Genomic DNA, 20,809 nt, shown 5'->3' on the forward strand with positions numbered 1-20,809 from the left:
GGCGCGCTCCAGCGGCGCCTCCCCGGGAGGCCGCGTGCCTGCCGGGCATCACACCCGGCCTTCGAACGCCGCGAACGGAAGGCACCTCAGAGGCGGCCTGATCGCGCGTACACCCCCAAGGCGCCCCGGCCGCGTCTCCGTCCCCCGAAGGCGCCCCGCCCCCGCTCGCGCCCCAAGGCGCCCCGGCCGCGTCTCCGTCCCCCGAAGGCGCCCCGCCCCCGCTCGCGCCCCAAGGCGCCCCGGCCGCGTCTCCGTCCTCAAGGCACCCCGGCCGCGTGTCCGCGCCCCAAAGGCGCTCCGGCCCCGCTCGTCCCCCTCAAGGCGCCCCGGCCGCGTTCCTGCCCCCTGAGGCGACGGGCCTCGCTCGCGCCCCCAGACGCCTCAGCCGCGCTTGCGCACCTGAAGGCGCTCGACCCCCGCTTACGCACCCGAAGGCGCCCCGCCCCCACCCCCGCACCCCCAAAACACCCCACCCACCTCCCCACACCCCGACCAACATCAACAATTCCGGCCACTTCCCTCCCCAGTTCCCGCCCCCACCCGTGACCTCCGTCACGTCCGGTTTCCTTCCCGACCTGTCCGCATAGCGGACACTTGGCGCCGCTTCCGCGCCGCGCCTGCAAATCCTTCGCCGAACCCTACTCGGCGGCCGGATATCGATCGCAGGCGTCCGAAATGCCCTTCAAAGAGGGTGCATTCACTTGCTGGTCTCTTGACGATCACATGGTCGACAAAGATGACACCCCCATGCAAGATGTGCCGCAAGCCGTACATCACCGGCCGAAACACATGCCGACTGTCCGCATTCCGAGACGCTGACGCGCGCTCCCGCCCCGGGTGCCGCTCTCCCGACCGCAACGCCGCGACCGAGAACAGCACTTCCAACGGAAGCGGCCCGCCTGCCGGTTCGTCGTCCGACGGAGCACACCGGTGCGGCGGACGAGGGGAGCGAGGGGAACACGCACCATGGGCCGCTACTTGCTGCGCCGACTGGTCAACTACCTGATCCTGGTGATCGTCGCGGCGTCCCTCACGTACTTCCTCGCCGGGTCGAGCCTGAACCCGCGGGCCAAGTTCGAGGGCCGCAACCCCCCGGTCCCCGCGGCCACCATCACCAAGACGCTCGACGACTACAACATGAACCCGGACACCCCCGTGGTGACCCGGTTCGTGCACTGGGCCGACGGCGTGGTGCACGGCGACCTCGGCAAGACGATCGACGGCGACTCCGTGAACGACGACTTCGGCCGCCGGGTCGGCGTCAGCGCCCGTCTGCTGCTGCTCGCCACGATCGTCGGCTCCGCCATCGGCGTGGCCGTCGGCACCTTCGGGGCGATCCGGCAGTACCGGCTCTTCGACCGGTTCTCCACGCTCGCGTCGTTCTTCGTCCTGGCGATGCCCGCCTTCGTCATCGGTGTCGCGCTGAAGATCGGCGCGACGGCGATCAACGGCGGCTCCCAGACGCTGAAGGTGCTCGGCGAGTACGACGCCCAGTTCGAGGGCCAATGGGGATGGGACGCGCTGGTCAACCGCGCCCAGCACATGCTGCTGCCCGCCCTGACGCTGATCCTCATGCAGGTCGCCCTCTACAGCCGCTACCAGCGCAGCGCCATGCTCGACGTCCTGGGCTCCGACTTCCTGCGCACCGCCCGCGCCAAGGGGCTGCCCCGCCGGACCGCCCTGGTCAAGCACGGGTTGCGGACCGCGATCCTGCCGGTCGTCCCGCTGCTGGTCTACAACATCGTGCTGCTGTTCACCGGCGCCACCTTCACCGAGAAGACCTTCGGCTGGCACGGCATGGGTGAGCTGCTGGTCGACTCGATCACCAAGCAGGACATCAACTCGGTCGCCACCGTCGGCCTGTTCACCGCCGTCCTGGTCCTGATCGCCGGCCTGCTCTCCGACCTGCTGTACGCGGCGCTGGATCCGCGCGTACGAGTGCGCTGACGCACCCGTACGCCCCAGCCCGCCACCCCACCCGTCGTTTCCTCTGGAGAACGCGCGATGAGCGTCCAGCAACCCTCCGTGGCCGACCCGGCCCCCGCCCCCGCCGAGCCCGGCACCCCCGAGCGGCCCGCCGCCCGCCGCGGCTCACGGGCGCGCCTGACCGTGCGCCGGTTCGCGCGCAACCGGCTCGCGCTGTTCGGCCTGGCCCTGCTGATCCTGCTCTTCCTCGCCGCCTATGTGGGCCCGCTGCTGACCAAGTGGGACTACAAGACGCACGACTTCCTGAACTTCCTGGCCGGCCCGAGCGCCGACCACTGGTGGGGCACCACCCAAGGCGGCCTCGACCTGTACGCGCTCACCATGCGCGGCCTCCAGAAGTCCCTGGTCATCGGCCTGCTGGTGGGCATCATCTCGACCCTGCTGTCCGCCACGGTGGGCGCCTTCTCCGCCTACTTCGGCGGCTGGGTGGACCGGGTCCTGATGTGGATCGTGGACCTGCTCCTGGTCATGCCCGCGTTCCTGATCATCGCGGTGATGTCCCCGCTGTTCCGCGGGTCGAGCTGGCTGGTGTTCGTCGCGCTGCTCTCCGCCTTCAGCTGGATGATCACCGGGCGGGTGGTGCGGAGCATGACGTTCACGCTCAAGGACCGGGAGTTCGTCAAGGCCGCCAAGTACATGGGCGTCCCGGCCCCCGTGATCATTTTCCGGCACATCCTGCCCAACATGGCGTCGATGCTGATCATCGACGCCGTCATCCAGACCGGTGCGGCCGTCATCGGGGAGAGCGGCCTGTCCTACTTCGGCTTCGGTGTCCAGCCGCCGGACGTCTCCCTGGGCACGGTCATCGCGGACAACACCAACATGGCCTCCACCTACCCCTGGCTGTTCTTCTTCCCGGCCGCCTGCCTCGTCCTGATCGGCCTGTCCATCGCCTTCATCGGCGACGGCCTGCGGGACGCCCTGGACCCGAACGCGGCCGGCGCCAAGGCCCGCGGGAAGCGCCGCAAGCGCTCCCGCCCGGAGTCGGCGGGCCCGGCGCGCACGGTCGCGCCCCAGCCCCGCAACGAGCCCTCCACGGGCGCCCTCGCGCCCGGCACGACCCTGAAGGAAGGCGTCACCCCGTGAGCGAGCGACACGACAACGGACGGCGCCCCGCGGCGACCGGGGACGACACGGCGGCCCGGCCCGTCCTCGAAGTGACCGACCTGCACGTCTCCTTCCCCAGCGAGGCCGGACCCGTCCACGCGGTGCGCGGCGTGAGCTACGCCGTGCGGCCCGGCGAGGTGCTGGGCATCGTGGGCGAGTCGGGCTCGGGCAAGTCGGTGTCCTCGATGGCCGTCCTCGGACTGCTGCCCGACACCGCCGAGGTCAAGGGCTCCGTCAAGCTCGGCGGACGCGAACTGCTCGGACTGCGCGACGCCGAGATGTCCAAGATCCGCGGCAAGGGCATCGGCATGGTCTTCCAGGACCCGCTGTCCGCCCTCACCCCCGTCTACAGCGTCGGCAACCAGATCGTCGAGGCGCTCCGCGTCCACCAGGACCTCGACAAGAAGGCGGCGCGCGCCCGCGCGATCGAGCTGCTCGACGTGGTCGGCATCCCCGACCCGCGGCGGCGCGTGGACGCCTTCCCGCACGAGTTCTCCGGCGGCATGCGGCAGCGCGCGGTGATCGCGATGGCGATCGCCAACGACCCGCAGGTCATCATCGCGGACGAGCCGACCACGGCCCTGGACGTCACCATCCAGGCCCAGGTGCTGGACGTCCTGAAGACCGCCCAGGAGGTCACCGGCGCCGCCATCGTCATGATCACGCACGACCTCGGCGTGATCGCCGGGTTCGCCGACCGCGTGCAGGTGATGTACGCGGGCCGCCCGGTCGAGTCCGGCACCGTAGACGATGTCTACTACGGCCCCCGGATGCCGTACACCATCGGCCTGCTGGGCTCCATCCCCCGCCTGGACGAAACCGAGCGCACGGCGCTGACCCCCGTCCACGGCAACCCGCCGTCCATGTCCGACCTCGCCCCCGGCTGCCCCTTCGCCCCGCGCTGCCCGATCGCGGTGGACCGGTGCCGGGAGAGCGAACCGGAGCTGCTGACGGTGGGCGGGCCGGACGACGAGGGCGGTGCAAAGGCCCGTAAGGAAGCCCCCGGCACGACCGCTCACCCCGTCGCCTGCCACCGCGCCCACGAGATCGGCACCGCCGCCCTGCCCCGGGACGCCGTCTTCCCCGTCCCCGACCTCCCCGCCCCCAGCGCCACCGAACGGCTGCCACGCGCCGAACGCCCCACCGTCCTGGAACTGGACGGCCTGGTGAAGCACTTCCCGCTCACCAAGGGGGCGCTCGTCAAGCGCACCGTCGGCACCGTCCGCGCCGTGGACGGCATCAGCCTGGAGATCCGCGAGGGCGAGACGCTGGGCCTGGTCGGCGAGTCCGGCTGCGGCAAGACCACCACCCTCCTGGAGATCCTGGACCTGCCCAGCGGCCAGGCGGGCACCGTCACCGTCTTCGGCAAGGACATCCGGGGGCTGAGCCGCGCCGACCGCAAGGGCCTGCGGCGCGACATGCAGATCGTCTTCCAGGACCCGATGGCCGCCCTCGACGCCCGTATGCCGGTCGGTGACATCCTGGCCGAGCCCCTGAAGACGCACGGCTGGGCGAAGGACCGGATAGCGGCCCGGGTGCCCGAACTGCTGGAGATGGTCGGCCTCCAGCCGGAGCACGCCGACCGCTACCCGCAGGAGTTCTCCGGCGGCCAGCGCCAGCGCATCTCCATCGCCCGCGCCCTCGCCCTGGAACCGAAGCTCGTCATCCTGGACGAACCGGTCTCCGCCCTCGACGTCTCCATCCAGGCCGGCGTGCTCAACCTCCTGGACGAGCTCAAGACGAAGATGGGCCTGAGCTACCTCTTCGTCGCCCACGACCTGTCCGTGGTCCGGCACATCGCCGACCGCATCGCCGTGATGTACCTCGGCCGGATCGTGGAGTCCGGCGACGCGGACGAGGTCTTCGACGCGCCCTCGCACCCGTACACCCAGGCGCTGCTGTCCGCCGTCCCGCTGCCCGACCCGCGCAAGGAGCGGGCCCGCACCCGCGTCCTGCTCAGCGGCGACCTCCCGAGTCCGGCGGACGTGCCGTCCGGCTGCCGCTTCCACGGCCGCTGCCCCAAGTTCGCCGCCCTGGGGGAGGACGAGCGCACGCGCTGCCGCACGGAGGACCCGGCCGCCCGCGCGCTCGCGGCGGACCACGAGGCCGCCTGCCACTTCCCCGAGGCCGTCCGCGTCATCTGACGCCCCCGGCCCGCCCCACGAACAGCACCCGGCACCACCCACCGCACCCGCCCCACACCGGAAAGGAAGGGACCCCGATGAAGCTCACCAGAGTCCCCCTCGCCCTGATCGCCACCACCGCGGTCGCCTCGCTCACCCTGACCGCCTGCGGCGGCGGCTCGAACGACGACAACGCGGACGCGGCCCCGAAGAACGCGCCCAAGAGCAACGCCCTGGACATCAACAAGACCGACCCGGCGAAGCTCACCCAGGGGGGGACGCTGAACTGGGCGATCGACCAGTTCTCCACCCAGTGGAACGCCCTGGAGATCGACGGCGCCCAGCTCGCGACGGGCTACGTCATGGAATCGCTGATGCCGTCCCTGTGGCACTCGACCGTGACCGGTGAGCAGGTCCCCAACAAGGCGTTCCTCCTCGACGCCGCCAGCAAGACGGACGGCGGCAAGCAGGTCGTCACCTACCACCTCAACCCGAAGGCCAAGTGGTCGGACGGCACCCCGATCACGTACAAGGACCTCGCGGCCAACGTGAAGGCCATGAGCGGCAAGGACAAGGCGTACAAGGTCGGTTCGCCCGCCGGTTACGACCAGGTCGCGTCCGTGGAGAAGGGCAAGGACGACTACGAAGCCGTCATCACCTTCGCCACGCCCTACGCGGACTGGCGCGCCCTCTTCAGCGCCCCCAACAACACGCCGCTGTACCCGGCGAAGTACATGAACGACGCCGAGCAGTTCAACACGGCGTACATCAACAAGGTCCCGGTCACCGCCAACGCCTTCAAGCTCGGCGGCATCGACAAGACCGCGCAGACCATCACCGTGGTCGCCGACCCCAAGTGGTGGGGTGACAAGCCCAAGCTCGACAAGATCGTCTTCCATGCCATGGACGACGCCTCGATGCCCGCCGCGTACGCCAACGGCGAGATCGACTACTTCGAGATCGGCGGTGACGCGTCGGCCTTCAAGCAGGCGTCCGCCGTCAAGACCGGCGAAGTCCGCGAGGCCGGCGGCCCCAACTACCGCCAGCTCACCTTCAACGGCGAGAGCGAGAAGCTCAAGGACGTCAAGGTCCGCCAGGCGCTGTTCAAGGCCACCGACCGCGAGACGCTGGCCAAGTCCGTCCTCAAGGGCCTCAACTGGCCCGCCAAGACGCTCAACAGCCACTTCCTGGTCAACAACCAGAAGGGCTACCAGGACAACTCCGGTGGCCTGGGCACCTTCGACCCGAAGGCCGCGGCCAAGCTGCTGGACGAGGCGGGCTGGAAGCTGGACGGCGCGGTCCGCAAGAAGGACGGCAAGGAGCTGTCCCTGCGCTTCGTGATCCCCTCCGGCGTCCCGGGCTCCAAGACCGAGGGCACCATCCTGACCCAGCTCTACGGCGAGGTGGGCGTCAAGCTCAACGTCGAGACCGTTCCGACGAACGAGTTCTTCGACAAGTACATCACCCCGGGTGACTTCGACATCACCCCGTACAGCCTCATCGGCACGCCGTTCGCGGCCAGCGGCTCGACCAACATCTACGCCAGCAACGGCGGCAACAACACCGCCAACGTCGGCAGCAAGAAGCTGGACGACCTGCTCATGAAGGCGAGCCGGAGCACCGACGAGGCCGAAGCCCTCAAGATCGTGAACGAGGCCGACGCGGAAGCCTGGAAGCTCGCCGGCGTCCTGCCGATCTACCAGCGCCCGGACATCACCGGCGCGAAGAAGACCGTCGCCAACCTGGGCGCCCAGGGCATGTCCGATGTCGTCTACGAGCACATCGGCTTCACCAAGTAACCCACGACGGAACGGATGAGGGCCGGGGCCGCCTCCCTACAGGCGCCCCGGCCCTCACGTGCCCATAAGGTCAGCAGATCAGCCCGCCTGCAGCGCGCCCCCCAGCCTCCGCAGCCCCTCCGCGATCTCCGCGGGCGCGTGCGTGACGAAGGACAGCCGCAGCGCCCCGCGATCGGCCGGCCCGATGAAGAACGGTGCCCCGGGGACGTATGCGACATCGTGCCGCACCGCCTCCGGCAGCAGTGCCGCCGCGTCGTACCCGGGCGGCAGCGCGGCCCAGACGAACATGCCGCCGTCGGGCCGGTTCCACCGCGAGCCCTCGGGGAGCGTCGCGGCGAGCCCGTCCACCAGGGCGTCCCGCCGCTCGCGGTAGGCACCACGCACCAGGTTCAGGTGCGCCTCCAGGTCCGCGACTTCCAGGTAACGGGCGGCGGCGGCTTGGTCGACGGTGGAGGTGTGCAGGTCGGCGGCCTGCTTGGCGATGACGCAGGCGCGTCGCAGCGCGGCCGGGGCGCGCAGCCAGCCGAGCCGCATCCCCGGTGCCATGATCTTGGAGAACGAGCCGAGCAGCACGGTCCGGTCCTCGGCACCCGGGTACGTCGCCACCCACGGCACCGTTTCACCCGCGAATCGCAACTCCCCGTACGGGTCGTCCTCCACGATCCACAGCCCGCGCCGGGCCGCCACCCGCGCGACCTCGGCCCGGCGGTCGGCGGGGAGCGTCCGCCCGGTGGGGTTCTGGAAGGTCGGCACCAGATAGAGCAGCTTGGGCCGCTCCCGCGCGACGATCTCGTCCAGCGCGTCCGGCAGCAGCCCCGCCCCGTCGGTCGGCACCGGCACCACCCGCGCCCCGGCGAACGAGAAGATCTGCAACGCCGCCAGGTAGCAGGGGTCCTCGACCAGGACCACGTCCCCCGGCTCCAGGAGCGCGGTCGCCAGCAGGGACAGCGCCTGCTGCGACCCGGTGGTGACGAGCAGGTCGTCCGGGCCGGTGACGAGCCCGCGCGCGCTCACCCGGGCCGCGACGGCCGCGCGCAGCGCCGGGTCGCCCTCGGTGGGGGAGTACTGGAGGGACCGGCGCGGATCCGCGGTCAGGACGTGTTGATAGGCAGCGGCTATGCCGGGGGCGTCGAACAGCTCCGCGGCGGGCAGGCCACCGGCGAAGGAGATGACCTCCGGCCGCGCGGTCAGCGCCAGGATCTCCCGCACGGGCGAGCCGGCGGTCTGCGCGGCGCGCGCGGCGAGCGCGGGGGTGGGGGCGGTGACGGGCGCCAGAGTGGCGTCCAGCATGGCGGCTCCAATCGCTTGTACGGCCGTGAGGGGCCCGGAAGAGGACAGGGTCGGGGCAACGGTGGGCCCGGAGGGGAACGAGTGCCGGGTCCGGCGGCCCGGAGAGGGACCGGAGCCGGAGGCCCAGAGGGCGGACGACGGGCGGATGGCCGGGGCGTCCGATGGCGGGGCCTGTGGGGCCCGGCGGGGACTGGGCCGCGCGCCAGGTGTGCGGCGCACGCGGACGGTTAACAGCCGTTAGCTGCAAGGGCCACTCAGCCTAGTCGCCACTCCCGCGACGCGCAGAGCTGCCCACATGGTGGGCTACGGGCGGGGCGCTCACGACCGCGTACGGGTGGCCGTCCGGGCTTCCGGGCCGGAGTGGGGCGGGCCGCGCGCGGACGATCGTCCGAGGGCAAGGGGGCCGTGTACGGACCCTCGTCCGAGGGCAGGGCGGGCCCGTACGGATCCTCGTCCGAGGGCAAGGCGGACCGCGTACGGACGACCGTCTGTCGCCTTCCGGATCAGGGCAAGGCCGAGCCCCCTCGGCCGGGACGGCGATCCAGTCGAGAGGGCTCTTGGGTGGTGCTGTTCTTGCTGGTCTTGCGTGAGTCGCGGATTGCGTCCGGCGTCAGTCCAGGTCGTACTCCCCGCCGCTGACGTCCGCCACGAAGGTGCTCCAGGAGGAGCTGTCGAACGTCAGGCGCGGTCCGTTCGGGTCCTTGGAGTCACGAACGGCGACGGCGCTGGTCATCGGGACGGCGATCTCGACGCAAGCGCCGTTGCCACCGGAGTACGAGGACTTCGTCCAGGAAAGCTCGGAATTGGGCTGAATGGCCATGTTCACTCCGACTCGCTCTGAGTTGCCGCGGATTCGGCACCAATGACGCTACGCGCCAACATCACGGAGGAAAGAGTGAGTTCACCCATCCGAATGGCATATTCCTTGATCTCTTCTCAAGGGCGGTAGAGCGGGTGTACGGTGCGGACCCGCTTTCGGAAGCCGGGATTCAGCTCCGTGACCGGGATTCAGTTCCATAAGCCGTGATTCGCGGGATCCAGCTCCATAAGCCGGTATTCAGCCTCACGCACCCGCGGCGCCGCCCGGCGCGCGCACTCGCGCCCCGTCATCCTCACCCGTAATCGCCGCTGACGCACCCGCGTTCGCGCCCGAGTCTCGTTCGGACCCGCCAACTCCTCGGGGCGCAGGGGAACCGCCTATTGGCACGCTCTCCCGACCGGCCCGGTCCCACCCACCCGGCAGACCCGAAACATGCTGCCCCCGGCGGTGGTTGCCGACTGCTCCCCGGCCCGAGTCGTCTCATTCCTCCGCCTACGAACGGTCCCCGCTCCCCGCGTGCCGCTTCGCCGCGGCGGCGATGAACTCCCGGCTCTGCTCGGCACTCAGCGCCTGCGCCCGCAAATGCTCGTACATGATCGTGTACTTGTGCACATCGTTCGTCTTCTCCAGATACAGATCACTGGTGACGCCCTCGATGTAGACCACGCTCGAATCGGCCGCGTCGTCGAACTCCAGGATGGAGAACGGGCCGGACATCCCGGCGTGCGCCCCGGCGTCGTACGGCAGCACCTGCACCGTCACATGCGGCAGTTTGCTCACCTCGACCAAGTGGTCCAACTGCTCCCGCATGATCAAGTGGCTGCCCACCACGCGGCGCAGCGCGCTCTCATCGATCACCACCCACAGCCGCAGCGGGGACTCGGTGCTGTTCACCCGGTCCTGGCGCCGCATCCGCACCTGGATGCGCTTCTCCAACTGGTCCCGGGTGAGCTCCGGGACCGTTCCGGGGATGACCGCCTCCGCGTAGCCCGGGGTCTGGAGCAGGCCCGGCACGAGCAGCGACTCGTACACCCGCAGCGACGCCGCCTCGGTCTCCAGACCGATGTAGACGCTGTACGGGATGTCGCCGAAGGCGTGCCACCAGCCTTGCTGCCGCGAATCCTTGGCCATCTGCATCAGCGACTCGACCACCCGGTGGTCGTCGACCTCGTAGACGCCGCACAGATCGCGGACGTCCCGCTGGCTGATGCTGCGGCGGCCGTTCTCCAGTCGGCTGATCTTCGATTGCGAAACGAGCAGGCGCTCGGCGACCTCTTCGGCCGTCATGCCTTTCTGCTCGCGGAGCTTGCGCAGCTCCTGACCCAGACGGCGACGCCTGACGGTCGGGTTGACATTGGACGCCACGGGACGTGCACCTCCGGTCCGCACTGCTGCTTTCTCCTTTTCAGCAGACTGCCACCGGTGGTCGGGCCCGCGCTGGGAAACGGCCACAGTGGGCGAGCGAGCATGTGCGCGGGGTGGCGGGCCGGCCGTCGTCCGGTACGGCCTGCCCGCCACCCCGCGCTTGAAGCGGCTCCCGAGGGTTCTCGAAGGGTCCCGGGGGTTCTCGAAGGGGCCCGATGGTTTCTCGAAGGTCCCGAGGGGCCTCGACGGTTCCCGAACGGGACGATGGGGACTGTGGTGCGGTGGGTGCGGTGAATCGTCGGAAAGGGTTGCTGTGCGAGGTCGTGCCGTGTGACGCGGTGGACGCGCCGTGGAGGGACGCACGGGCCGGGGATGCTGCGTGGGGTGTCCCGGCCCCGTCGCTCTCGCCGGTTTACCTGGCGCCGACGCGCGCCATGGTGCCGTGCCGCGCCTGAGCCGGTACGCCGGTCGCTTCGGACGCGACCCGGCCCGCCGGTTGGCGGCCCGTGGGGGGCCCGCCGGCCGCCGCGCGCCTGGGCTGCGCCGCGACACCGTTCTGCACGTCCATGACGGCATGCGCGACCAGGCCGCCCATGGGGTCGTGCCGGATCAGATCCCGGAGGCGGGAGCGCGATGAGCGCCCTTCGTTCCCCGGGTAGAGGTGCTTGCCGAGACCGACCGCGTGGGCCAGTGCGGCGAGCGCCGCGGTCCGCGGGTCCGGCGGTACGCCGGTGCGGATCGCGCAGTCCAGCCGGGCCCTGATCTCCCGGCTGATGGCCGTGTCCGTCGCCTGGTAGCGAGTCGTCGGCAGTACCCCGCACATCTGGCCCGCCACGGCATGGACCATGCCGCACCGCTCCAGATGGGTGAGGTACGTCTGGCGCAGCCCCAGACGGGGCCCGCCGATCCAGTGGACGGCGCGCACCGGGCTGCCGCGGCGTCGCAGCAGCTCAAGCGCTGTGTCCAGCGTCGGATCTCCAGTCGGCCGCGGCAGTACCACGGCGATACGATCCCCGTCAGGGGCTATCCGTCCTGCCAGAGCCAGCTCCACTAGCTGGGCCCCGGCCAGACCGAGGTCGAGCGACTGCGGCTGCGCTGTGGTTCCCGTTGCCGGGTCCAAAGCGAGCAGCAGAAGCTCCTCCGGAATTGTTCTGCGGCTCCTGCCCATCCATGCCTCCCCGCGTGGATGAATGACAGGGTGACCCCTCTCACATTCATCTGTCGAGACCGCCTGGCGGGTTTGGCAGGGAACCTACAGGTATGTCGTTCTCGTCTAGCACGTGAGCGGCGCCCTCTGTGGGACGGAGGCGGGTCGCGTCACGCGTGGCGGTGCGGGCGCGCCCCGGGAACACAGGACACTTGGAAGCACTGAGCAAGGCGGCAGCACGACGGATGCCGCGACGTACGAAGGAGACACCGGTGGCGGGCGAGTCCCCCGACAAGTCGGAGCAGAAGCAGTCGTCGGGGGAGACGGCGGAGAACACACGCGATCCGCGGCTCACGGTCTTGCGCGACGGGTCGCGGAAGCCGGAGAAGGCGCGGGAGCCGGAGAAGGCGACGGCGTCGTCCGTGCCGGCGTCCGTGTCGTCGTCGGGCGCCACGGCGTCGTCAGGCGCGTCGGCGTCCGCGTCGGCACCCGGGGCCAAGGCGTCGTCCGGGGCCGGTGCCACGTCCGTTTCCGCGCCGATGAGCGCGCCGGTGAGCGCGTCGGGCCGGGAGCTTGCGGGGAAGCCCGCGACGGCGGATGCCGTGGGCGGGCCGGAGATGGCGGATCAGGCGGGCGAGAAGGACAAGGGGAGCGAGTCCGCCAAGCCTGGTAAGGCGGATATAGGGGACAAGGCCGTGGGCGCGGGCAAGAAGGACGGGGAGCACGTCGCTTCCGGGTCGGCGTCCGCCGGGAGTGCGTCGCGGAAGGCCGCAGCGGGCTCGGACTCCGGGACGAAGAGGGCTTCGGTGCCGAAGCCGGCGTCCGGCGAGTCCGAGGCGTCCGGAGAGCCCGTCACCGCTGGTGAGAAGGGGCGTACGGCTGTCACGGGCGGGACCAAGGCGGACGAGGCCAGGGGCGGGTACGCTCCGGGGAAGACCGCGGACGAGGGCAAGTCCGGGGACGAGGGCAGGGGCAGGGACGAGGACAAGTCCGGGGACCAGGCCGGCAGCGCCGCGACCTCCGACGAGGCCCCCGCGACCGGGGAGCCGAAGGGCGACAAGGCGGGGAAGGCCAAGCCGAAGGCCGTGGACCAGCCGACCGCGGTGTTCGCGGCTCCGGCCGCCGCGCGTGACGGGCGGGCGCCGGTCGATGACGCCACCCGGGCGTTTGCCATTGCCAAGCCGAAATCCGCTGCGTCTGGCACCGCCGCGTCCGCGTCCACGGAGTCGGAGGCCGGGGAGGGACGAGGCTCGGAGCCGAAGGCGGGCGCCTCCAAGGACATTGCTCCGAAGGGAGGCGCTTCGAAGGGGGACGCGCCGAAGGCGGCCGGACAGCCGAAGAAGGACGCCGAGCCCGCTTCCAAGGGCGCTGCTTCCTCCAAGAAGGCCGCTGCGGCCGGCGAGTCCGCGTCCGGCAGCAAGCCCGTATCCGACGACAAGCCCGCGTCGGCGGACGAGACGGCTGGGAACTCGTCCGGCAAGGCCACCAGCGACGCGTCCGGCAAGTCGGCCGGTGCCACCGCGGACAAGACGGCTGGTGGCGGCACCGGCAAGGCGACCGGCACACCCGGGGACAAGTCCCGGGAGGTCGAGTCGGACTCCGAGCGGACCAGCCGGTTCGTCGCGTTGAAGTCCGCCGACGCCCCGCCGATCAAGCCTCCGAAGCCCGTGACCGGCAAGCCGGGCGACACGGCGGCCGGCAAGCCGGGAGCGAAGGGCAAAGCCGACGGGAAGGCCAAGGCCAAGGCCAAGGACGGAGCGAAGGACAGCGCCAAGGACGTCACCAAGGACAGCACCAAGAGCAGGCAGGGGAGCGCCGAGCGGGCGCCGGGGGCGCTGCCCGACGCGCAACCGGCTGCCACCGGCCCGTCCGCTCAGCCCGACGCCGAGCGTACGCAACAGCAACCGTTGCCTCCGCTGGACCTGCTGGCGCAGCTCACCAACACTCCGCCGCCGCCGGAGACCCCGATGCGCACCATCGTGCGCCGGTTCAAGATCTGGACCCCGCTGGTGGTGCTGCTCGGCGTCATCTTCGTCGTCGTCCAGGCGGTCCGTCCGGTGCCCGCTCCGAAGCTGGCACTCGGTGACTCGGCCGCGTACACCTTCAAGGGCAGCAGCTTCACGCCGCCCTTCCCCGACCAGGGTCAGTCCGCGGCGAAGGTCGTGGGCGTGGGCAGCCTGGGCACGTACGGCCCGCAGAAGCCGGTGCCGACCGCCAGCGTCGCCAAGGTGATGACCGCGTATGTGATCCTCAAGGACCACCCCCTCAAGGTCGGCGAGAAGGGCGCGACGATCACCGTCGACGCCCAGGCGGAGGCGGACGCCCAGAAGAAGGACGAGTCGCGGGTGCCCCTGAAGGAGGGGCAGACCTTCACGCAGCAGCAGATGCTCCAGATGCTGATGATTCCCTCCGGGAACAATGCGGCACGGCTGCTGGCCCGGTGGGACGCCAAGTCCGAGGCCGAGTTCGTCAAGAAGATGAACGCCGCGGCCAAGGACCTGGGCATGACGAACACGACGTACACGGACCCCAGCGGTCTGGACGCGGGGACGAAGAGCACCGCGGTCGACCAGCTCAAGCTGGCCGAGGAGGTCATGAAGAACGGGGCCTTCCGCAAGGTCGTCGCGCTGCCGAACCAGGAGATCCCGGGCCTTCCGGAGAAGATCTACAACAACAATGACCTGCTCACGAAGCCGTCGCTGACGGTCCGGGGCATCAAGACCGGTTCGAGCAGCCCCGCGGGCGGCGCGCTGATGTGGGCGTCCTACCGGACCGTGGGCGACAAGGACCAGCTCATCCTGGGCGTCACCATGGACCAGCGCGCCGACAGCACGGACCCCAACGCCCACCTGAAGCTCGCGCTGGAGAACACCGAACCGGTCATCAAGGCCATCCGTGACGAGCTCGTCTCGGACACCGTCCTCAAGAAGGGCCAGGTCGTCGGCTATGTGGACGACGGGCTCGGGGGGCACACGCCCGTGGTCGCCACCAAGGACGTGCGGGCGGTCGGCTGGTCCGGCATGAAGGCGACGATGCGGATGGCCGACGGCGGGAAGGCCGTGCCGCACACGGCGAAGGCCGGCACCGAGGTCGGCGTGCTGACGGTCGGCACCGGGGACGCCGCGGTCAAGGTGCCGGTGGCGCTCCAGAAGGACCTGGCCGAGCCGTCGTTCGGCGCGAAGCTGAAGCGGCTGGGCTGAACCGTCGGCGTCGGCGCGCCCTGGTGGCGCGCCGGTTGCCGGTGGTGCGTTGACGGCCGGTAGCGCGTTGACGGCTGGTGGTGCGTTGGCGGTTTGGGAGACCGGTGGTGCGTCGGCGATTCGTGGTGCGTCGGCGATCGGCGGTGCGTCGGCGGCGGGGAATGACGAGAACGGGGCCGGTTCCTGATCAGGAGATCGGGGGTCGGCCCGTCCCGTTGCCTGGGCGTCTTCTCCCGGACGGGCCGCGCCACGGAGCCGTCCCGTATCCCGCATACGCGTCCGATCCCGGCAGCGCACACGCGTGCTAGCGTCGGCCCACGGTTGGCTGACAGCCATGGGCGGACGGGGAGAAGCACAGTGACCACCGTGGATCCGTCGCGTCCCGACGAACCCGCCGGGCACATACGCGTCCCGGGTCACGACCGGCGCCGCCACCGCCCGTCCGGCGTGTCGAACGCGTCGGACGCGTCGGACGCGACTGGGGCATCGGACGCGCCTGAGGCCTCGGAAGCGTCGGAGGCCAAGGCGTCCGGTTCCGGCCCGGCGAGTCCCGTCCGTCCCTTACAGACGATCAGGCGTGCCGCCACCTGGGCCGTCACCCGGCCGGTTCCCGCCGCGCTGCTCGCGGCGGGTCTCCTGCATCTCCTCTGGGTCCTCTTCCTCTCCCACAGCGGTGGTGATCTGGCTGCGCAGGACGCCTGGGCGGAGTTCGTGGGGCGGCACCCGGATTCCGCCTACAACCTCTCCTGGTACGGCGGGATGCACCCCGTCTCCTACAGCGTCATCGCGCCGTACGTGATGGTCGCCCTCGGCGTGCGGACGACGATGGCGCTCGCCGGTACGGTCTCGGCCGGGCTGCTCGCGCTGATCCTGGTACGCGGTGGGGTGGTGCGGCGGCCCCTGGTGCCGGCGCTGTACGGGGCGGCCGTGCTGACCTGCAACGCGATATCCGGGCGGGTCACCTACGGGCTGGGTCAGATGTTCGCGCTGGCCGCCGTCGCGGTGATCTTCACCTGGCCCGCGCGGTTCCGTACGGCGCGACGCGCGCACCGCCTTCCGAGAGCCGCCGCCGCGGCTGTGTGCGCCGCGCTGGCGACGGCGGCGAGCCCGGTGGCGGGGCTGTTCCTGTGGGTCGTGGCCGGTGCGCTGCTGCTGTCCAAACGGCGGCCCGCCGCGTTCGCGCTGGCCGTGCCGCCGGCGGTGGTGGTCGGGGTGTCCGCCTGGCTGTTCCCCTTCTCGGGGACGCAGCCGATGGGGATCGTCTCCGGGGTGCTGCCGGTGCTCGTCAGCGTCGCGGTGTACGCGCTGTCGCCGCGGGAGTGGCGCACGGTGCGGATCGGCGCCCTCGTGTACGCGGCGGGGGTGCTCCTGACGTGGGCGATCCCGTCGCAGGTGGGGACCAACGTCACGCGGCTCGGCCTGTTCTTCGGCGGCGTCGTGCTGCTCGCCGCCCTGACGCGGGCGCGGCGGTGGTCGGGGCGCTGGGTGGTGACGGCGCTCGCCATGGTGGCGGCGACGATCTGGTCGGGCTACAAGGCCGGCGAGGACATCGTGTACATGCGCCCTGCTGCGGCCTGGGCCCAGGACGTGACGCGGCTGGTCCACGAACTGGGTCGGCAGCGCGACATCGGGCAGGGCCGCGTCGAGGTGGTCCCCGTCCGTAGCCACCGCGAGTCGTCCGCGCTCTCCCCGTACGTCAACCTCGCCCGCGGCTGGAACCGGCAGGCGGACGTGGAGCGCAACCCCCTCTTCTACGACGGGTCGATCACGCCGGACACCTACCGCGCGTGGTTGAACCGGTGGGCGGTGCGCTACGTGGTGCTGCCCTCGGCGGAGGAACCGGATCCGGCGGCCCGCGCCGAGGCGGCGGTGGTGGCCTCCCGCCAGCCGTACCTGACGGAGATCTGGTCGGACGAGAACTGGCGGCTGTACCGGGTCGAGGATCCGGCGCCGCTGGCCGAACCCCCCGCGACCGTCGACCGCACGGACGCGGGCGAGATCACCGTCACGGTGCGGAAACCCGGGCCCGTCCTGATCCGCGTTCCGTACTCGCCCTGGCTGGGCCTCATGGACGCGAAGGGGCACAGCGTCGAACCTCCGCACCCGGGGCCGCACGGCGAGCCCGCGATCAACCGCCACGGCTGCCTGACGAAGGCGGCGCCGGTGGGGGGCGGCGGTACGGGCGGCGCGAGGCCGGGCTCCGGGGGCGGGGGGCCGGCGTCGGCGCGGGACGGGGCGTCGGTGCGGGACGGCGGCCGGGCGCGCCCGGCTGAGTCGCCCGGGTCCCGCCCGAGCGAATACCCGGGCGCCGGGGGACGGGATGCGGTCGACGAGTGGACCGTGCTGCACGCCCCGCGCCCCGGTACGTACCGGCTCGCCTCCCCGTACCGCTTTCCGCGGGGTACCGCGTGCCCCGAGCCCGTGCGCTGACGGTGGCCCCGTGCGTTGACGATGGCCCCGTGCGTTGACGATGGCCCCGTGCGTTGACGGTGACCATGGCCTCGTCACGGGGACACCGCAGGTGCGGTCGGCCTCCTGGCTGGCTCTGCCCGTATGAGGACCGGCTCGTGGTTCCGGGCTCGTGGGTCCGGGCTCGTGGGTCCGGGCTCGTGGGCTCGTGGGCGGGTGGCGGGTGATCTTCGGTACCGGTGAACGCCGGGGGCGTTGTCCTCAATCGCCGGACGGGCTTGATGGGGCCGGCCCGCCGTCCATCAGGCGGCCCGCCGTCCGCCAGGCGGCCCGTACCGGAGCGGGGCGGCCCTCGCCGTCCTCGGGACCGCCTTATCCCTCCTCCTCCGGAGGCCCGTCCACCCCCTCCCAGAAAGGGTCCTCGTCGAAGAAGTCGGCCGGTTCCTCCGGGAACCCGTCCTGTTCCGGCGCCCCCGAAGATTCCCCACCGGAGGCGGAGGAAGCCCCGGAGACGGAGGTGCTGAGGGAACCACCGTCCAACCCTTCCAGCACCCCCAGGATCTGCTGCCCGTACTTCGCCAGCTTGCTCTCGCCGACACCGCCGACAGCGCCGAGTTCGGTGACGTTCGACGGGAGCGCCGTCGCGATCTCCCGCAGTGTCGCGTCGTGGAAGATCACATAAGCGGGAACGCCCTGTTCCTTGGCGGTCCGGCCCCGCCAGGCCCGCAGCGCCTCGAACACCGGCATCGCCTCGGCGGGCAGGTCCACCGGCGCCGCCGCCCGACGTGTCTTCGCCACCTTGGCGGCGGCCCGGGCCGGCTTCTCGGGCTCGCGGCGCATCGGGACCTGACGCCCGCCGCGCAGCACGTCACCACTCGCCTCGGTGAGCACCAGCGTGCCGTAGTCCCCCTCCACGGCCAGCAGCCCCTGCGCGAGCAACTGCCGTACGACTCCGCGCCACTCGGCCTCGCGCAGATCCGCCCCGATGCCGAAGACGCTCAGCTGGTCGTGATCGAACTGGATGACCTTCGCGGTCTTGCGTCCCATCAGGATGTCGATGATCTGCCCGGCCCCGAACTTCTGCTTCCGCTCGCGGTGCAGCCGCACCACCGTCGACAGCAGCTTCTGCGCCGCGACGGTGCCGTCCCAGGTCTGCGGCGGGGACAAGCAGGTGTCGCAGTTCCCGCACGGGCCGCTTTCCTGGCCGAAGTAGGCCAGCAGCCGGACGCGGCGGCACTCCACCGTCTCGCACAGCGCGAGCATCGCGTCCAGGTGCGCCGACAGGCGGCGGCGGTGCGCGTCGTCGCCCTCCGAGCCGTCGATCATCTTCCGCTGCTGCACGACGTCCTGCAGCCCGTACGCCAGCCAGGCCGTCGACGGCAGCCCGTCGCGTCCCGCGCGCCCGGTCTCCTGGTAGTACCCCTCCACCGATTTCGGCAGGTCGAGGTGGGCGACGAAGCGCACGTCGGGCTTGTCGATGCCCATGCCGAACGCGATGGTGGCGACCATGACCAGGCCGTCCTCGCGCAGGAACCGGGCCTGGTGCTCTGCGCGCGTGCGGGCGTCGAGGCCGGCGTGGTACGGCAGGGCGTTGATGCCGTTCCGGACCAGGAACTCCGCGGTCTTCTCCACGGACGCGCGCGAGAGGCAGTACACGATGCCGGCGTCCCCGGCGTGCTCGGTGCGCAGCAGTTCCAGCAACTGCTTCTTCGGGTCGCTCTTCGCCTCGATGCGGTACTGGATGTTCGGCCGGTCGAAGCTGGCCACGAAGTGGCGGGCGTCCGCCATCCGCAACCGGGAGGTGATCTCCTGGTGGGTGGCGTGGGTGGCGGTCGCGGTCAGGGCGATCCGCGGCACCTGGGGCCACCGTTCGTGCAGCATTGACAGCGCCAGGTAATCCGGCCGGAAGTCGTGGCCCCACTGGGCGACGCAGTGCGCTTCGTCGATCGCGAAGAGCGACACCTTGCCGCGGTCCAGCAGGCTCAGCGTCTGCTCCACCCGCAACCGCTCCGGAGCCAGGTACAGCAGATCGAGCTCGCCGGCGAGGAATTCGGCCTCCACCAGCCGCCGCTCTTCGTAATCCTGCGTGGAATTGAGGAACCCGGCCCGCACGCCCAGCGCCCGCAGGGCGTCCACCTGGTCCTGCATCAGGGCGATCAACGGCGAGATCACCACGCCGACACCGGGCCTGACCAGCGCCGGAATCTGGTAGCACAGGGACTTGCCGCCACCGGTCGGCATCAGCACGACCGCGTCCCCGCCGCCGATGACGTGCTCGATGATCTCCTGCTGGCTCCCCCGGAACGCGTCGTAACCGAAGACCCGCCGCAGCACCGGCAGCGCTTCCCCGTCCCCGCCGACCGCCCTCACGGCCCCACCCGCACCGGACTCCACCGGACCCACATCGGGGCCAGGGCCCACCGGCACGTCCGTGCCCACGCTCACGTCCGCTTCCACGCTCATGTCCACACCCACGCCCACGTCCATACCGCCACCACGTCCCCGTCCGTCGTCCTCACCCATGCAGCGTACGAGCTTCGCCACCCCCGCCGCGGAGCCTGTGGATAACCCGGTGGCGAGCCTCACACGCCCGGCGCCATGGGCTCCGATCCGTGCCCACCCCGGGCAGGGATGGCGCCCGGCAGCGGAGCGCGCCCACGCGCCTGAACCGAACCGGGTGACACGACCCCCGGCTAGTGATCCACGATCACGGCACGGGGATCCGATCACGGGCCTCCGACGCGCCGACCGCCCCGAGCGGCTCGACCCGACCGAATTCCCATTCCGTGCGGCAGGGGACCGACGGCCCACCGGATACCGGTGCACAACGCCGACAGCAAACAGCAAAGCCCCCACCCGAACAATTCGGCGGGGGCTTCACATACGGTGCGCTCGGCAGGATTCGAACCTGCAACCTTCTGATCCGTAGTCAGATGCTCTATCCGTTAAGCTACGAGCGCTCGGCTTCCCGACGGTCCTTCTCGTCGGTCGGCGTTGCGACAGCAAGCTTACATGACCCGCGCATCATTTCGATTCGATGATCCGCGAGGCGGCAACGCGAGCTCCGGGCGGATGCGGGCTCCCGACAGCAAAGACGCCCCCGTGGCCCTCCCCTCAAAGCCTCAACCGGGACCGCGCCACAGGCCCCTTCCCCCAGCAGCCCACCGGAACGGGTCGCACTTCCGTCCTCCCGCTTCCCCCAGCCGGCAGGGCCCGGTTCAGCCGCGGGCCGACGAGCGCTGTCGTGGTCACGGCCACCACCACCATCAGTGAGTACAGCGCGCCGTCCAGCAGACCCGGCACCAGCCCCACGCCGAGCATCACATTTCGCGGCGAGTCGGCACCCCTTGATCGTGCAGCGCGCACGAAGGCCCTTCCGCCCATTGGACGGAAGGGCCTCTGGCCAGGCATTTCTCTGTGCCCCCGGCAGGATTCGAACCTGCGACACCCGCTTTAGGAGAGCGGTGCTCTATCCCCTGAGCTACGGAGGCGGGGATCTGTCTGAAAACGTGTCTGAAATTAGTGCCCAAATGATGCGGGCCTCAGACGCGTTCCCAGCAGTG

Annotated in this window: 11 protein-coding genes and 2 tRNA genes; 6 read left to right on the top strand and 7 right to left on the bottom strand. The window is 71.0% G+C overall.

Annotated elements, in window-relative coordinates:
* Nucleotides 1-966 precede the first annotated feature (966 nt).
* The 4 genes from ABZX96_RS00005 (at nucleotide 967) to ABZX96_RS00020 (ending at nucleotide 7,015) form a co-directional block, all read left to right on the top strand.
* Entirely contained in the window at nucleotides 967-1,947 is a 981-nt protein-coding gene (locus ABZX96_RS00005) for an ABC transporter permease (RefSeq protein WP_355535123.1), read from the top strand.
* Nucleotides 1,948-2,004: 57 nt separating this feature from the next.
* Complete coding sequence (locus ABZX96_RS00010; protein WP_355535126.1) at nucleotides 2,005-3,072, top strand: ABC transporter permease; 1,068 nt, start codon at nucleotides 2,005-2,007, stop codon at nucleotides 3,070-3,072.
* 71 nt (nucleotides 3,073-3,143) lie between these two features.
* Nucleotides 3,144-5,237, top strand: a complete 2,094-nt coding sequence (locus ABZX96_RS00015; RefSeq protein ID WP_355535839.1) for an ABC transporter ATP-binding protein — start codon at nucleotides 3,144-3,146, stop codon at nucleotides 5,235-5,237.
* A gap of 77 nt (nucleotides 5,238-5,314) precedes the next feature.
* Nucleotides 5,315-7,015, top strand: a complete 1,701-nt coding sequence (locus tag ABZX96_RS00020) for an ABC transporter family substrate-binding protein (RefSeq protein WP_355535129.1) — start codon at nucleotides 5,315-5,317, stop codon at nucleotides 7,013-7,015.
* A 78-nt stretch (nucleotides 7,016-7,093) separates the two neighbouring features.
* Here ABZX96_RS00020 and ABZX96_RS00025 read toward each other — a convergent pair whose 3' ends face one another.
* From ABZX96_RS00025 to ABZX96_RS00040, 4 genes are all read right to left on the bottom strand, one after another.
* Nucleotides 7,094-8,305 (bottom strand): PLP-dependent aminotransferase family protein, encoded by a 1,212-nt coding sequence (locus ABZX96_RS00025; RefSeq protein WP_355535132.1) that lies wholly within the window; start codon nucleotides 8,303-8,305, stop codon nucleotides 7,094-7,096.
* A 610-nt stretch (nucleotides 8,306-8,915) separates the two neighbouring features.
* On the bottom strand, nucleotides 8,916-9,125 hold the full coding sequence (locus ABZX96_RS00030; protein WP_355535135.1) for a DUF397 domain-containing protein: 210 nt from the start codon (nucleotides 9,123-9,125) through the stop codon (nucleotides 8,916-8,918).
* Between the two features lie 492 nt (nucleotides 9,126-9,617).
* Nucleotides 9,618-10,490: a helix-turn-helix transcriptional regulator gene (locus tag ABZX96_RS00035; RefSeq protein WP_355535138.1), complete on the bottom strand. Its 873-nt coding sequence runs from the start codon at nucleotides 10,488-10,490 to the stop codon at nucleotides 9,618-9,620.
* A 412-nt stretch (nucleotides 10,491-10,902) separates the two neighbouring features.
* Nucleotides 10,903-11,658: a GPP34 family phosphoprotein gene (locus tag ABZX96_RS00040; protein WP_355535141.1), complete on the bottom strand. Its 756-nt coding sequence runs from the start codon at nucleotides 11,656-11,658 to the stop codon at nucleotides 10,903-10,905.
* 251 nt (nucleotides 11,659-11,909) lie between these two features.
* On the opposite strand from ABZX96_RS00040, the gene ABZX96_RS00045 reads away from it, so the two are divergent.
* Nucleotides 11,910-14,837, top strand: coding sequence for a serine hydrolase (locus tag ABZX96_RS00045; protein WP_355535144.1), 2,928 nt, complete (start codon nucleotides 11,910-11,912; stop codon nucleotides 14,835-14,837).
* 366 nt (nucleotides 14,838-15,203) lie between these two features.
* A complete protein-coding gene (locus ABZX96_RS00050; protein WP_355535147.1) occupies nucleotides 15,204-17,267 on the top strand; it encodes an MFS transporter in 2,064 nt (687 codons plus the stop codon).
* Between the two features lie 351 nt (nucleotides 17,268-17,618).
* Here ABZX96_RS00050 and recQ read toward each other — a convergent pair whose 3' ends face one another.
* From recQ to ABZX96_RS00065, 3 genes are all read right to left on the bottom strand, one after another.
* Nucleotides 17,619-19,709: a DNA helicase RecQ gene (recQ, locus tag ABZX96_RS00055; protein ID WP_355535150.1), complete on the bottom strand. Its 2,091-nt coding sequence runs from the start codon at nucleotides 19,707-19,709 to the stop codon at nucleotides 17,619-17,621.
* A gap of 424 nt (nucleotides 19,710-20,133) precedes the next feature.
* Nucleotides 20,134-20,206: transfer RNA gene (locus ABZX96_RS00060), tRNA-Arg, on the bottom strand.
* A gap of 458 nt (nucleotides 20,207-20,664) precedes the next feature.
* A tRNA-Arg gene (locus ABZX96_RS00065) sits at nucleotides 20,665-20,737 on the bottom strand.
* Nucleotides 20,738-20,809: the final 72 nt, after the last annotated feature.

Source organism: Streptomyces sp. NPDC003077 (assembly GCF_040611095.1).
In the GTDB taxonomy this organism is placed as follows: Bacteria; Actinomycetota; Actinomycetes; order Streptomycetales; family Streptomycetaceae; genus Streptomyces.